Origin of the sequence: Burkholderia crassaminum, from assembly GCF_964265005.1 — a bacterium.
Classification (GTDB): Bacteria; Pseudomonadota; Gammaproteobacteria; order Burkholderiales; family Burkholderiaceae; genus Burkholderia.
This window is the reverse complement of record NZ_OZ183799.1, coordinates 3220840-3234099: the sequence shown is the minus strand read 5'-3', so window position 1 is coordinate 3234099 and position 13260 is coordinate 3220840. Positions and strand designations below refer to the sequence as shown.

Sequence of the window (13260 nt, the reverse complement as noted above, 5' to 3'; positions counted from 1 at the left end):
GGGGCGTGCGCCGCTTACGGCACCATACCCGGCAGCACATACGCCTGCGCGAGCGTGATCAATCCGACGATGACCGCGAACAGCAGGCTGTGCCGCACCGTGAAGCGGAACAGCTCCGACTCCTTGCCGACGAGGCCCGTTGCCGCGCAGGCGACCGCGATCGACTGCGGCGAGATCATCTTCGCGGTCACGCCGCCCGTCGTGTTCGCGGCCACCGCGAGCGTCTCGGGTACGCCGAGCTGATGGGCCGTGGCCTGCTGCAGCGAGCAGAACAGCGCATTCGACGACGTGTCCGAGCCCGTCAGGAACACGCCGAGCCAGCCGAGGAACGGCGAGAAGAACGGGAACGCGGCGCCGGTCGCGGCCAGCATCAGCGCGAGCGTCGACGACATCCCCGAATAGTTCGCGACGAACGCGAATGCAAGCACGAGGCCGATCGACAGGATCGGGCGCGTCAGTTCCTTCAGCGTCTCGCCGAACGTGACGAGCGCGTCGCGCGGCTTCATCCGCAGCAGCGCCATCGAGATCAGCGCGGTCACGAGGATCGCGCTGCCTACCGCCGACACGAGATCGAGCTTCAGCACGGCGTCGAGCGCCTTCGGCGTCGCGGCGATCGGTGCGGTCTTCACGACGAGCTGGTCGAGCCCCGCCACGTGGAACTTCAGCACGGTCGACGCGAGCGCGCCGTGCGCGGCGAACAGCGCCTTGAACGGCGCGATGCTCCAGACGGTGACGACCGCCGTCAGGATCAGGAACGGCGACCACGCGCGCACGGTCTGCGCGAGCGTGTACGGCGATGCCTGCCGGCTCGTGCCCGTGTTGAAGCCGTTGCGCGAGCCCGCGCCGCCGAAGCCCGCGAGCGCGGCGCCGCCGCCCGATGCGACGACGCTGCCGGCCGTCTGCTGCGCGGTGCGCGGCTGCCAGACCTTCAGGAACGCGGCGAGCGCGACGAGGCTGACGAGCGACGACGTGATGTCCGGCAGTTCGGGCCCGATGTGGTTCGACGTGAAGTACTGCGTTACAGCGAAGCTGCCGCCCGCGACGAGCGCGGCGGGCCAGGTCTGCCGCACGCCGCGTAGCCCATCCATCATGAACACGAGCCAGAACGGCACCGCGAGCGACAGCAGCGGCAACTGGCGGCCGGCCATCGCGCCGATGTGGAACGGGTCGATGCCCGTCACCTGTCCGGCGACGATGATCGGGATACCCATCGCACCGAACGCGACCGGCGCGGTGTTTGCAATCAGACACAGTCCTGCCGCGTGCAGCGGCTTGAAGCCGAGCCCGACGAGCAGCGCGGCCGTGATCGCGACGGGTGCGCCGAAGCCGGCCGCGCCTTCGAGGAACGCGCCGAACGAGAAGCCGATCAGCAGCATCTGCAGGCGCTGGTCGTCGGTGATCGACAGCACGGACGCGCGGATGACGTCGAATTGGCCGGTCTTCACGACGATCTTGTACAGGAACACGGCCGCGACGATGATCCACGCGATCGGCCACAGGCCGTAGGCGAAGCCGAAGCCGGCCGCCGCGAGCGCCTGCGGCACGGGCATTCCGTACGCGAGGATCGCGACGCCGAGCGACAGCAGCAGCGTGATCGCCGCGGCGACGTGGCCCTTGAGCCGCAGCGCGGCCAGCGCGACGAAAAAGAAAATGATCGGGATTGCGGCGACGAACGCCGACAGCCCGAGGCTGCCGAGCGGGGTGTAGATCTGATGCCAGGCCTGCATGGATGTCTCCTCCATAGGTTTTTGTCGGTACGGCTTGAAAAACGAAACGGCTACTCGGGCTGGCCGCGTGCGCGCAGCAGGTCGGACAGGCTGTGCGGTGCCGGTTCGAGCGGCGTGCGGTGCTGCGTCCAGCCCATCTGTTTTGCGGGTGTCAGCGCACGCAGGCGCGTCGCGGTCCAGCGGAATGCGCGGTACGCGCGCGGATGCGCGAACGCGCCCGACCAGAAGCGCCACACGAGGTCTTCCGCGCGGTTGTAGTTCGCACCCTGTCCGCGCAGCGGATGCGCGACGGGTTCGTCGGGCTTGCGGTTCGCCTCGGTACGCAGCCGCACGAGCAGTTGCGGGATCGGGATCCGCACCGGGCACACCTCGCCGCAGGCGCCGCACAGCGTCGACGCGGTCGGCAGGTCGGCCGTCGCGTCGAGGCCGAGCAGGTGCGGCGAGATGATCTTGCCGATCGGGCCGGGATAGGTCGTGCCGTACGCGTGGCCGCCGATGCGCGTGTAGACGGGGCAGTGGTTCATGCACGCGCCGCAGCGGATGCACTGCAGCGTCGCGCGCAGCTGTTCGTCCGCATAGGCCTGCGTGCGGCCGTTGTCGAGCAGCACGAGATGCAGCTCGCGCGGGCCGTCGCGTTCGCCGTCGCGTTCGCCGTCGCGGCGCGGGCCCGAGATCAGGTTGAAGTAGGTCGTGATTGCCTGGCCGGTGGCCGAGCGCGTGAGCAGGCTCGACAGCGGCACGATGTGCTCGAGCTTCTCGACGACCTTCTCGATCCCCATGATCGCGACGTGCGTGTCGGGCACCGTCGTCGACAGGCGGCCGTTGCCTTCGTTCTCGACGAGCCACAGCGTGCCGGTGTCGGCTGCCGCGAAGTTCACGCCCGAGAGACCGATGTCCGCCTCGGCGAACGCGCGCCGCAGTGCGCGCCGGCCGGTCTGGATCAGTTCGTCGACGTCTTCCGTGTAGCGCGTGCCGGGGATGTGTTCCTCGAACAGCTCGGCAATGTCGCTACGCGTCTTGTGGATCGCCGGCATCACGATGTGCGACGGCTTCTCGCCCGCGAGTTGCACGATGAATTCGCCCATGTCGGATTCGATGCAGTCGACGCCGTGCTCCGCGAGGTAATGGTTCAGCTCGATTTCCTCGCTCGCCATCGACTTGCCCTTGATCACGCGGCGTGCCTTTTTCGCCTGCGCGATGCCGAGCACGATCGCGTTTGCGTCGGCGGCCGTCTCGGCCCAGTGCACGTGCACGCCGGCTTCGGTGAGCTTCGTTTCCAGCCGTTCGAGCAGCGCGGGCAACTGCGCGAGCGCGTGCTGCCGCACCGCTTCGCCGAGCTCGCGCAGCTGCTGCAGCTCGGCGTCGTCGGGGAACTGCGTCGCGCGCTTGCCCTGCAGGAAGTCCATCGCGCCGCGAAAGCTCTGGCGCAATGCGGGATCGTCGAGCGCGGCGCGCGCGCGGGCCTTGAAGTCGCCGGGGACGACGAATTGCAGCGTGTGGTCGCTCATTGCGGGAGGTCCTCGCCGGCGGTGGCGGCCGGCCGGGCGGCAGAATCGGTGACGATCACGACCCACAGGCGGCGCGGGCCGTGTGCGCCATAGGCGAGCGTCTGCTGGATGTCGGACGTCTTCGACGGGCCCGACACCAGCACGAGGTTGGTCGGCATGCCGGCGTGCCAGCGCTCTGCGCGTACGGCCGCGTGCAGGTCGGGATGCAGCGTGTTCGCGTGGACGAGCGCGACATGCAGCGGCGGCACCAGCGACACCGTGCGCGGCGAGCCGGCATCGGGGGCGAGCACGACGGTGCCGGTGGCCGCGATGCCCGAACGCGCGACGGTGAAGCCCGCGTCGATCGTGTCGAACAGTTCGGTCTTCCACGCGTCGATCGGCCGGTCGAACGGCACGGGCGCGATCGTGTCGGACAGCGCACGGGAGAGTGCCGCGGATTCGGCGCGGGCCGGGTCGAGCAGCAGGCGGCGCACGCCGGCTTCCGCGAGCCGCGCGGCGAGCTGGGCGGGCCATGCGTCGCCGGTCGCGCACCAGACGTCCGCGTGCGATGCGGCGAGCGCGGCCTGCATCGTGTGGGCAAGCGTGTGCGGATCGTATGCGGTCCCGGCCTGCGAGCGGCGCATGTCGTAATGCGTGTCGATACGTGCGTCGAGCGCGGGGGCGGCCGTCGCGGCGACGCCCGGCGCGGCGGCGCGCAGCCGCTTCAGGATCGCGTCGCGCGCGCTCATTGCTGGTCTCCACGCAACGACGCGGCGCCGGCCGTGCGCCGCCACAGGAAGCTGGCGAGGTGCTCGACCGGCAGCGGCGCGCCGGCCTTGGCCGCAGCGTGGCCGATGTTCAGCAGGCAGCCGCAGTCGGCGGACACGAGCCGGTCGCAGCCCGTCGCGCAGGCCGACGCGACCTTGTCGCGCACCATCGCGCCGGAGATGTCCGGATGTTTCAGCGAGAACGTGCCGCCGAAACCGCAGCACTCGGATTCGCGTTCGTGTTCGATCCGCGTGACGCCCGGCAGCGCGTCGACGAGCGCGACACCATGCACGCGCGTGCCCATCTCGCGGCGTGCCGCGCACGACGTGTGCAGCACGACGCGCTCGTCGGGCCCGGCGCTGGCCGTGGCCGCGTCGAGCTGCACATCGAGTACATGGACGAGGAATTCCGCGAGTTCGTAGGTCCGTTCGGCGATCGCGCGGGCCTTCGGGCCGTTGACGGGATCGTCGGCGAACAGCGCCGGCCAATGGTGCCGGATCATGCCCGCGCACGAGCCGGACGGCACGATCACGGGCCATGCTTCGGCGAACAGGTCGAGTTGCGCGGCCGCGACGCGGCGCGCTTCGTCGGGGTTGCCGCTGCTGTAGGCCGGCTGCCCGCAGCAGCTCTGGCCGCGCGGATAGTGGACGGTCAAACCTTCGCGCTCCAGCAGGCGGACCGCGTCGAGCCCCGCTTCGGGGACGAACAGGTCGACCAGGCAGGTCGCGAACAGATAGACGTGCGCGGGGGCGGCGGCGGGGTACTGCCTTTCGTTCATGTCTCGCTCCAGAGGCGACGGCCCGGCATGCGGGTCGACGATTTCGCTGCATAATTCCCGCGACGGCGCCGCAGCTCAAATTGGTTGGGCCAATCGGCGCGACAGGCATTCCGCGGGGAGACGCGACAATGGCAGCGATGACGGCACGAGGCCGGACCGAAGTGGTGATGCGCAAGATCGAGACGGCGCTGCTCGACGGCACCTGGCCGGCCGGCGCGCGGCTGCCGGCCGAGCGGGTGCTCGCGCAGCAGTACGGCGTCGCACGCAATACGGTGCGCGAAGCGACGCAGCGGCTCGTCGCGCGCGGGCTGCTGCTGAGCCGGCGCGGCGCGGGCGTCTACGTGACGGACCAGCTGCGCGCGGGCATCGCGTCGCCGTGGGGCCAACTGGTCGCCGATCATCCGGCGCTGCGCGACGACATCCTCGAATTCCGTCGCGTGCTCGAAGGCGCGACCGCCTATTTCGCCGCGCTGCGTGCGGATGCGAACGACCGGCGCCGGATCCGCACTCTGCTGCGCGAGCTCGAAACCGCGCACGCGAACGGCGCGGCGGCCGTCGAAGCCGCGACCGACGCGAAGCTGCACGAGGCGATCGCGCTCGCATCGCACAACACGATGTTCCTGCACCTGCATACGAGCGTGATCGGGATGCTGCGCGAACACATCTCGATCAACGTGGCGGGCATGACGACGCACGACGAGCAGGCGTCCGAGCTGCTGTTGCTGCAGCACCGCGTCGTGTGCGAAGCGATCTGCGCGCAACGGCCCGAAGAGGCGCGCACCGCGATGCAGACCCATATCGACTACGTGCGCAGCCATTTCGAGCGCAGCGGCGATGCTGCCTGAGATTGGTCGGACCGCTTCGATCCGTGGCCCGTCCGGCGGGCGCCTCCGGTGCGACGGGGCATCGATGCCCGGCAGGCGGGTGTCCATCTGCGGTCCAAAGCGGTCGGCGCCGCCCCGCGCGATTGACCCGTTCATCAGGCGCCCTCTAGAATCGGCCGGAACCGCGCGCCAGCCGCGCGTCGCGGCGCATGCGGGCCTTTTGTTCCGCCAGTCGAGGAAGCTTCCGTGTTCACGTCTTTGATCCGGCGCGCGCCGGCCGCGCTGTCGTGGCGCGCCGCATGCCGCCCGGCCCGCGCGCTGGCCGTCGGCATCCTGCTGTCGCTCGTCGCCGCGTGCGCGACGCATCCGCCCGCCACCGCGCTCGATCGCCCGGTCTCTCACGCGCTGCCGCCCGATACCGTGACACCGCTGCGCGACGCGCTGGCCGCGCCCGAGGCCGCGCATCCGGGCCAGTCGGGTTTCCGGCTGCTGCCGGAAGGCACCGAGGCACTGCAGATGCGCATTGCACTCGCGCGCGCCGCGACGAAAACGCTCGACATGCAGTACTACATCGCGACCGAGGACACGACCGGCAAGCTGCTGCTCGCCGCGGCGCTGTACGCGGCCGATCGCGGTGTGCGCGTGCGGATGCTGGTCGACGACCTGAACTTCCGCGACATCGATCGCATCATGGCCGCGCTGAACACGCACCCGAACATCGAGATCCGCGTGTTCAACCCGTTCGGCGCCTCGCGGCAGGGGATGGTCGAGCGCACGACCAACTTCTTCACGCGCATCGACAGCTTCACGCGCCGGATGCACAACAAGGCGATGATCGCGGACAACCAGATCGCGATCGTCGGCGGCCGTAACCTCGGCGACGAATACTTCAGCGCGAGCCCGACGCTGCAGTTCCGCGATCTCGACGTGCTTGCCGCGGGCCCCGTGACGAACGACGTCTCGGCGAGCTTCGATACCTACTGGTCGAGCGCGAGCAGCTATCCGCTGCGCGTGCTGAATCATCAGTCGTTCGATGCGAAGGATCTCGACGCGATGCGCGACGAGCTGCGCGACCACTGGCGCAAGAATGCCGATCCGTACAACGCGAAGCCGCTGAACGCGACGCCGCTCGCGCAGCAGATCGCGCGCGACGAGCTCGCGCTCGTGTGGGCGCCGGCCGAGTTCAAGGCCGATGCGCCCGACAAGGTCGCACAGCCGACCGACGCGTACGTGAGCCCGCCGATGCAGCGCCTCGTCGAGCTCACGCGCGGCGCGCAGCAGGAATTCCTCGTGTTCTCGCCGTATTTCGTGCCGCACGACGCGGGCGTGAAGATCCTCGGCGACACGACCGCGCGCGGCGTGCGCGTCGCGATCCTGACCAATTCGCTCGCGGCGACCGACGCGGTCGCCGTGCAGGCCGGCTACGGGCCGTACCGCGTGCCGTTGCTGCAGCACGGCGTCGAGTTGTACGAGTTCAAGGCCCAGCCGGGGCGGCAGCGCCCGCGCCTGTTCGGGTCGCGCTCGCGTGCGAGCTTGCATGCGAAGGCATACGTGATCGGCCGGCAGATTCTCGTGATCGGCTCGATGAATCTCGATCCGCGTTCCGCGCACCTGAATACCGAACTGGCGCTCGTGATCCACAGCCCGGCACTCGCGCAGCAGGTCGCGACGATCTTCGCGCGTGTGACGCAGCCGGATGACAGCTATCGCGTGAGCCTCGTGACGCCGGCGGGCGGCGGGTCGCCCGAACTCGAATGGACGGGCATCGACAACGGCCGGCCGACCACCTATCACGTCGATCCGCACGCGGGGCTGCTGCGCAACCTGATGACCGGCGTCTTCATGCTGCTGCCGGTCGACGACCAGCTTTAGAGGGACGGAAGCGCTCCGGCTAAACCCGCGTTTCCGGTGCGCGGGGAAAGGTGATATGGTTGTGCGCGCAACTAGTATGGCGCGCAAGACGATGCCGCCGGGCGGCCCGCGCCGCGCACACCCGCAACCGGAGTTCCCCCATGCAACGTGTCCCGAACCAGCCGTTCACGCGTCCCGCCCGTTTCTCCGAAGCCGAATGGCAGGCGCGCGTGCAGCTCGCGGCGGCTTACCGCATCTTCGACCATCTCGGCTGGACCGAGCTGATCTACAACCATATTTCGTTGCGCGTGCCGGGCGAGGACGGGCATTTCCTGATCAATCCGTTCGGGCTCCATTACCGCGAGGTGTGCGCGTCGAACCTCGTAAAGATCGACATCGACGGCAACGTGATCGGTCATTCCGACTGGCCGATCAATCCGGCCGGCTTCACGTTCCACAGCGCGATCCATGCGGCGCTGCCCGATGCGCACTGCGTGATGCACGTACACACGACGCCGACGATGGCCGTGTGCTGTTCGCGCGACGGGCTGTCGTTCTCGAATTTCTATTCGGCGCAGCTGTACGGGAAGATCGCGTACCACGACTTCGAGGGCATCACCGTGCATCTCGAAGAGGGGCGGCGCATCGTCGAGAGCGCGGGCGGGCGGCCCGTGCTGCTGTTGCGCAACCATGGGCCCGTGACGATCGGCGCGACGCTCGCGCAGACGTTCTCGCTGATGTGGCTGCTTAATCGCGCGTGCGAGGTGCAGGTCGCGACCCACGCGATCGGCGACGCGCTGTCGATCGCGCCGCCCGTGCTCGAAGGGTGTGTGCGCGATTCGCTGAATTTCGATCCGAAGCATGGTGCGGGGCAGGATGCGTTCGACGCGCTGCAGCGTATCGTCGATCGCATCGATCCTGGCTATCGGGCGTGACGTGCAGCGGCGTGATCGCGTCCTCAGGCTTGATACGGCGTGACCCGGATCCGGCGGCGCGCAAAAAAAACGCGGCCGGGTGGCCGCGTGAATACTCGCAGACTCCTTCGGACGAAGGAAACAAGCAACTGTGAGAAGAAGTGTAGCGAAAGGCTGCACGCGGATTCAGCCATCAGGCTGCAAAAGTCCATTCCACGCTGAGGCAGACTGGCATACCGCGCGCTGCGCGAGATAACCTGCCGCGCGCGCTGCGGCGATTCGCAGCATGGCCGTTCGACGGACTCCCGGATCGACGGCGATCGACTACCATCATGTCTGGCGCCCCCGCTCGGGCGGCGTACAACGTCGTACGAGGAGAGTCCATGCTCAAGCTGCGTTTGCTCCAGGTCGCGTTACTCGCGGGCGTGCTGGCCGCCGGCAGCGCCGCTGCCGAAACGGTGCGCCTGTCCGCCAATCTCCAGCCGTCGAGCGAAGTGCCGCCGACCGCGACCAAGGGCTCGGGCGACGTCGAGGCCACCTACGACACGGCAACGCACATGCTGCAGTGGGCGGTCACTTACGAACACCTCACGGGCCCGGCCACCGCCGCGCATTTCCACGGGCCCGCGCCGGTTGGCCAGAATGCGGGCGTGCAGGTGCCGATTCCGAAGGACGAGCTGGCGAGCCCGATCAAGGGCTCGAAGGAACTCACCGACGCGCAGGTCACCGACCTGATGGGCGGCAAGTGGTATTTCAACGTCCATACGAAGGAGCATCCGGCCGGCGAGATCCGCGGCCAGGTGATGCCGGCGAACTGAGTCCCGGCGTTTGATATAGAGGCACCTGTCGAGTGGTGCGGGAACGATCGCACGTACCATCGTCACACTGCGAATACGGAGTGCGTCCGATGAGTTGGCAAAGCAAGCTCGCCTGCTGGCTGCTGCGCTGGCAGTTCCGTCCCGAGACCACGCGCGAGGTGCTCGATCCCGCCCGCGCACGGCGCTTTACCGACTTGCGGATGGTCGTGCCGCGCCGCGCGCCCTCCGGCTACCGGCTGCGCCAGTGCTACGGCGCGGGCGACGCGCCGCTGCGTGGCGAATGGCTCGAACGCACCGACGCGCTCGCGGGTCGCGGGCCCGGCCGCACGCTGCTGTACTTCCACGGCGGCGGCTATTACTTCTGTTCGACGAAGACCCACCGTCCGCTCGTGTTCGGCCTGACGAAGCGCGCGGGTGTGCGCTCGTTCTCGCTCGACTACCGCTTGGCACCCGAAAACCGTTTCCCGGCCGCGCTCGACGATGCGCTGGCCGCGTACCGGCAACTGCTGGCGCTCGGCACGCCGCCCGAGTCGATCGTGCTCGGCGGCGATTCGGCGGGCGGCGGCCTCGCGCTCGCGACGCTCGTCGCGCTGCGCGACCGCGGCGAGCCGCTGCCGGCCGGTGCGATCCTGTTCTCGCCGTGGACCGACCTGGCCGCCACCGGCGCCACGCTGCGCACGAACGATGGCGCCGATCCGATGTTCGCGGGCGCGGCGCTGCCGAAGGCCGCGAAGCTGTACCTGGGTGACGAGCCAGGGACGAATCCGTACGCATCGCCGCTCTATGCGGATTTCGCGGGGCTCCCGCCGCTGTATATCCAGGTCGGCAGCACCGAGGTGCTGCTCGACGATTCGCGCCGCGTCGCCGAGAAGGCGAGGGCCGCCGGGGTGGCGGTGGAGATCGAGGTGTGGCCGGACATGCCGCACGTGTGGCAGCTGTACGCGCCGATGGTGCCGGAAGCCCGCGACGCGCTCGACCGCGCGGCCGCGTTCCTGCGCCGCGTTGCGGTCGAGCGTGCGGTTCAGCGCGCCGGCGAGACGTCGATCGCCTGATAGGCGGCCTTGACGGCCACCGGGCCGTACTTGCGCTCGAGTCGGCGCACCGTGAAGTGGCCGTGCGCCATCTGCTGGAAGTGGTCGATGAACAGCGTATTGACGGTCGCGCCGAGCACGGCGCCGATCGCCGGGATCGACTTCGCGGCCATCTGCTCGGTCACCTGCACCGAGAAGCGCGACGCCACCGTCTGCACGAGCTTGAACACGGCCGCCGAGCTGTGCGCGGCGATGCCCTTCGTCGTGATGTCGGACGAGGCCTTCGAGATCGCCTGCGCGAGCGCGCCGCGCAGCACGAAGTAGCCGAGATCGGCATCCTCTTCCTGCTTGTCGGGGTTGCCGCCCATGCCGAGCACGGCCAGGCATTGCAGCTGCGTGTCGACCGAGCTCAGGTCTTCACCCTCGCTGCGCGCGATGTCGCACACCGAGCGGAAGATCAGCGTCGTCGTCACCGGCAGCTCGACCGGCAGCGCGAGAAAGCCGAACGCACCGCCGGCCGCGCCGGTCGTCGCAACCGCGAGCTTGTGCAGCAGGTTGCTCGGCTTGTCGGGCTCGGCGTCCGGCGCGGGCGGCTTGCCGAGCGTGCGCAGCGCGATGTTCAGGCACTTGCGCAGCGCGAGCTGCGTCGCATCGTTGATCTTGCCGGTCGCGAAATCCGGCAGCCGGGCGATCATTTTTTCGACCGGCGCGCCAAGCATGCCCGTCAGCTTCATCGTCAGCGACGGGCTTTCCAGCACCTGCTTCGCGCGCCACAGCGCGTCCCGATCCTCCGGCGACAGCGTGGTCGCGGGGGTGATTGAAATCGGTTCCATCTTTCTCCTTGGCGGTCTGAGTCGGTTTGACCGTCGCCAGCCTAGATTACTCCGCCATGCTAGAATTTTGAAATTGTTTGACTCGTCAAAAGTTGCGCCAACAAAAAATGGCCGTCCATACTGCCGCCCACCATTCGACCGGGCAAGTCCTGCCGTTCCGCGAATCGCTGCTGGCGATGATCGGGATCTCGTTTGTCACCATGCTCGTCGCGCTCGACCAGACCGTCGTCGGCACCGCGTTGCCGACCATCGTCGCCGAGCTTCGGGGTTTCGACCTGTACGCGTGGGTCGCGACCTCGTACCTGCTCAGTTCCGTGATCACGGTGCCGATCTTCGGCCGGCTCGGCGATTATTACGGCCGCAAGCCGTTCGTCATCGTGTCGATCGTCGTGTTCACCGGCGCGTCCGTGCTGTGCGGGATGGCGAACGACATGCTGATGCTCGTGCTCGCGCGCGGGCTGCAGGGGATCGGCGGCGGGATGCTGGTCGGCACCGCGTTCGCGTGCATTCCCGACCTGTTCCCCGATTCCGTCGTGCGGCTGCGCTGGCAGGTGCTGATGAGCTCCGCGTTCGGCATCGCGAACGCGGTCGGCCCGTCGCTCGGCGGCGTGCTGACCCAGTCGTTCGGCTGGCGCTCGGTGTTCTACGTGAACCTGCCGGTCGGCCTGCTGTCGCTGCTGTTCGTGTGGCGTTACCTGCCGCACCTGCGCCACGTCGAGCACGATCGCAAGATGCGGCTCGACTGGCCGGGCGCGCTGCTGATCGCGCTGTCGCTCGGTGCGCTCCAGCTGTTCGTCGAATGGCTGCCGAAGTACGGCGTCGCGAGCTGGGCATCGCTGCTGCTCGTCGTCGCGGTCGCGGCCGGTTTCGGCCTGTGGCATTGGGAGCGGCGCTGCGCGCAGCCAATTTTGCCGTTCGACATGTTCGGCAACCGCGCGCTGTCGGCGCTCTTCGTGCTGGCGATCCTCGCCGGCTTCTCGATGTTCTCGCTGCTGTTCTACGCGCCGTTGCTGTTCCAGGGTGGATTCGGGATGTCGCCGAAGGAGGCGGGGCTCGTGATCACGCCGCTCGTCGTGTTCATCACGATCGGCAGCATCATGAACGGCCGTGTCGTCACGCGCATCCGCAATCCGAACGCGATGCTGCACGTCGGCTTCGTGCTGTTCGCGATCACGTGCGCGGGCATCGTCGTGTCGACCCACACGACGCCCAAGTGGGTGCTGATGGCGCTGATGGTCGCCGGCGGCATCGGGCTCGGCTTCGTGCTGCCGAACCTCACCGTTTTCGCGCAGCAGACTGCCGGCCGCGAGCACCTTGGCATCGCGACGGCGCTGCTGCAGTCGCTGCGGATGGTCGGCGGGATGATCGGCACCGCGCTGACCGGCACGCTCGTCAACCAGATGTACTCGGGCGGCGTGCGCGATGCGCTGTCGGCCGATCACGCAATGCAGTGGCATGCGCAGCTCGCCGATCCGCAGATCCTGATCGATCGTGCCGCGCAGGGCGGTCTCGTCGCGGAGCTGACGCGTGCCGGGCATAATGGCGCGCTGCTGCTGGAAGCGGCCCGCGAATCGCTCGTCGGCGCGATTCACCTGGGCGTCGCAATGGCGGCTGTCGTCGCCGTGGTGTCGGTGTGGCAGTGCCGCCGCGTGCCGCCGATCGCGCTGCGGCACAAGATCGAACCGCATGTCGCGGCCGATTGAACGATTGAACGAGTAGAACTGAGCGCATGGAAGAACAGGACCGCGTCGCGATCTTGCAGCAATTCGGACGCACGTATCGCGCGTTCATGACCGCGTTCGAAGCGCACGTCGGGCAACCGATGCCGCGCTGGCGCATCATGGTCGCGTTGCACACGATGGGCGGGCATTCGTCGCAGAAGAAGCTCGTCGAAGTGCTGCGCGTCGATCCGGGTGCGCTCACGCGCCAGTTGAAGTCGCTCGACGCGCTCGGCTGGATCCAGCGCGAATCCGACGCACGCGACAACCGCGTGACCAACGTGACGCTGACGGACGACGGCCGCGCCGCGTTCGACGCGTGCCTGCCGCGCCGCAAGGCGTTTCTCGAACAGACGATGGCGCAGTTGCCGGACGACGTGCTGAATGCGCTGTCGGGCGCGCTGGCGATGCTGGAGTCGCGGATCGCGGACGTCGGCTCGACGCCGGCCGCGCGCTGACGCGCGGCGCAGGTCGGCGCGAATGCGCCGCCGGCCCGTCGCCTCATCTCATC

The 13260-nt window shown here is 68.7% G+C and carries 12 protein-coding genes; 7 read left to right on the top strand and 5 right to left on the bottom strand.

Annotated elements, in window-relative coordinates; genetic code table 11:
* Nucleotides 1-14: 14 nt before the first annotated feature.
* Genes ACPTTF_RS14990 through ACPTTF_RS14975 form a run of 4 tightly spaced genes read right to left on the bottom strand, consistent with a single transcriptional unit; the run spans nucleotide 15 to nucleotide 4760 of the window.
* A complete protein-coding gene (locus tag ACPTTF_RS14990) occupies nucleotides 15-1727 on the bottom strand; it encodes a lactate permease LctP family transporter (RefSeq protein WP_423371603.1) in 1713 nt (570 codons plus the stop codon).
* A gap of 50 nt (nucleotides 1728-1777) precedes the next feature.
* The gene (locus tag ACPTTF_RS14985) at nucleotides 1778-3235 is read right to left on the bottom strand and encodes a LutB/LldF family L-lactate oxidation iron-sulfur protein (protein WP_423371602.1); all 1458 of its coding nucleotides are present in this window, start codon (nucleotides 3233-3235) and stop codon (nucleotides 1778-1780) included.
* Nucleotides 3232-3963, bottom strand: a complete 732-nt coding sequence (locus ACPTTF_RS14980) for a LutC/YkgG family protein (RefSeq protein WP_423371601.1) — start codon at nucleotides 3961-3963, stop codon at nucleotides 3232-3234. Before ACPTTF_RS14980 ends, ACPTTF_RS14985 begins: the two co-directional genes overlap by 4 nt.
* Nucleotides 3960-4760, bottom strand: coding sequence for a (Fe-S)-binding protein (locus tag ACPTTF_RS14975; RefSeq protein WP_423371600.1), 801 nt, complete (start codon nucleotides 4758-4760; stop codon nucleotides 3960-3962). Before ACPTTF_RS14975 ends, ACPTTF_RS14980 begins: the two co-directional genes overlap by 4 nt.
* A 128-nt stretch (nucleotides 4761-4888) precedes the next feature.
* Here ACPTTF_RS14975 and ACPTTF_RS14970 point away from each other — a divergent pair, with 128 nt between their 5' ends.
* The 5 genes from ACPTTF_RS14970 (at nucleotide 4889) to ACPTTF_RS14950 (ending at nucleotide 10219) form a co-directional block, all read left to right on the top strand.
* Nucleotides 4889-5605, top strand: a complete 717-nt coding sequence (locus ACPTTF_RS14970; protein ID WP_423371599.1) for a FadR/GntR family transcriptional regulator — start codon at nucleotides 4889-4891, stop codon at nucleotides 5603-5605.
* Between the two features lie 225 nt (nucleotides 5606-5830).
* Nucleotides 5831-7456, top strand: coding sequence for a phospholipase D family protein (locus ACPTTF_RS14965; protein WP_423391166.1), 1626 nt, complete (start codon nucleotides 5831-5833; stop codon nucleotides 7454-7456).
* Between the two features lie 140 nt (nucleotides 7457-7596).
* A complete protein-coding gene (locus ACPTTF_RS14960; protein WP_089451259.1) occupies nucleotides 7597-8370 on the top strand; it encodes a class II aldolase/adducin family protein in 774 nt (257 codons plus the stop codon).
* Between the two features lie 362 nt (nucleotides 8371-8732).
* On the top strand, nucleotides 8733-9167 hold the full coding sequence (locus ACPTTF_RS14955; protein ID WP_166963604.1) for a CHRD domain-containing protein: 435 nt from the start codon (nucleotides 8733-8735) through the stop codon (nucleotides 9165-9167).
* Between the two features lie 89 nt (nucleotides 9168-9256).
* A complete protein-coding gene (locus tag ACPTTF_RS14950) occupies nucleotides 9257-10219 on the top strand; it encodes an alpha/beta hydrolase (RefSeq protein ID WP_423371597.1) in 963 nt (320 codons plus the stop codon).
* On the opposite strand, the gene ACPTTF_RS14945 is transcribed toward ACPTTF_RS14950, so the two are convergent.
* On the bottom strand, nucleotides 10189-11031 hold the full coding sequence (locus tag ACPTTF_RS14945) for an EcsC family protein (RefSeq protein ID WP_423371596.1): 843 nt from the start codon (nucleotides 11029-11031) through the stop codon (nucleotides 10189-10191). The genes ACPTTF_RS14950 and ACPTTF_RS14945 overlap by 31 nt on opposite strands.
* A 107-nt stretch (nucleotides 11032-11138) precedes the next feature.
* Between ACPTTF_RS14945 and ACPTTF_RS14940 the strand changes: the two genes are divergently transcribed.
* A complete protein-coding gene (locus ACPTTF_RS14940) occupies nucleotides 11139-12734 on the top strand; it encodes an MDR family MFS transporter (protein WP_166963598.1) in 1596 nt (531 codons plus the stop codon).
* Nucleotides 12735-12760: 26 nt separating this feature from the next.
* On the top strand, nucleotides 12761-13207 hold the full coding sequence (locus ACPTTF_RS14935; RefSeq protein ID WP_039360135.1) for a MarR family winged helix-turn-helix transcriptional regulator: 447 nt from the start codon (nucleotides 12761-12763) through the stop codon (nucleotides 13205-13207).
* Nucleotides 13208-13260 lie beyond the last annotated feature (53 nt).

Bases quoted from the DNA above. Each gene is read 5' to 3' on its own strand.
- ACPTTF_RS14990 (WP_423371603.1), bottom strand. From the start codon at position 1,727: ATGCAGGCCTGGCATCAGATCTACACCCCGCTCGGCAGCCTCGGGCTG.
- ACPTTF_RS14985 (WP_423371602.1), bottom strand. From the start codon at position 3,235: ATGAGCGACCACACGCTGCAATTCGTCGTCCCCGGCGACTTCAAGGCC.
- ACPTTF_RS14980 (WP_423371601.1), bottom strand. From the start codon at position 3,963: ATGAGCGCGCGCGACGCGATCCTGAAGCGGCTGCGCGCCGCCGCGCCG.
- ACPTTF_RS14975 (WP_423371600.1), bottom strand. From the start codon at position 4,760: ATGAACGAAAGGCAGTACCCCGCCGCCGCCCCCGCGCACGTCTATCTG.
- ACPTTF_RS14970 (WP_423371599.1), top strand. From the start codon at position 4,889: ATGGCAGCGATGACGGCACGAGGCCGGACCGAAGTGGTGATGCGCAAG.
- ACPTTF_RS14960 (WP_089451259.1), top strand. From the start codon at position 7,597: ATGCAACGTGTCCCGAACCAGCCGTTCACGCGTCCCGCCCGTTTCTCC.
- ACPTTF_RS14955 (WP_166963604.1), top strand. From the start codon at position 8,733: ATGCTCAAGCTGCGTTTGCTCCAGGTCGCGTTACTCGCGGGCGTGCTG.
- ACPTTF_RS14950 (WP_423371597.1), top strand. From the start codon at position 9,257: ATGAGTTGGCAAAGCAAGCTCGCCTGCTGGCTGCTGCGCTGGCAGTTC.
- ACPTTF_RS14945 (WP_423371596.1), bottom strand. From the start codon at position 11,031: ATGGAACCGATTTCAATCACCCCCGCGACCACGCTGTCGCCGGAGGAT.
- ACPTTF_RS14940 (WP_166963598.1), top strand. From the start codon at position 11,139: ATGGCCGTCCATACTGCCGCCCACCATTCGACCGGGCAAGTCCTGCCG.
- ACPTTF_RS14935 (WP_039360135.1), top strand. From the start codon at position 12,761: ATGGAAGAACAGGACCGCGTCGCGATCTTGCAGCAATTCGGACGCACG.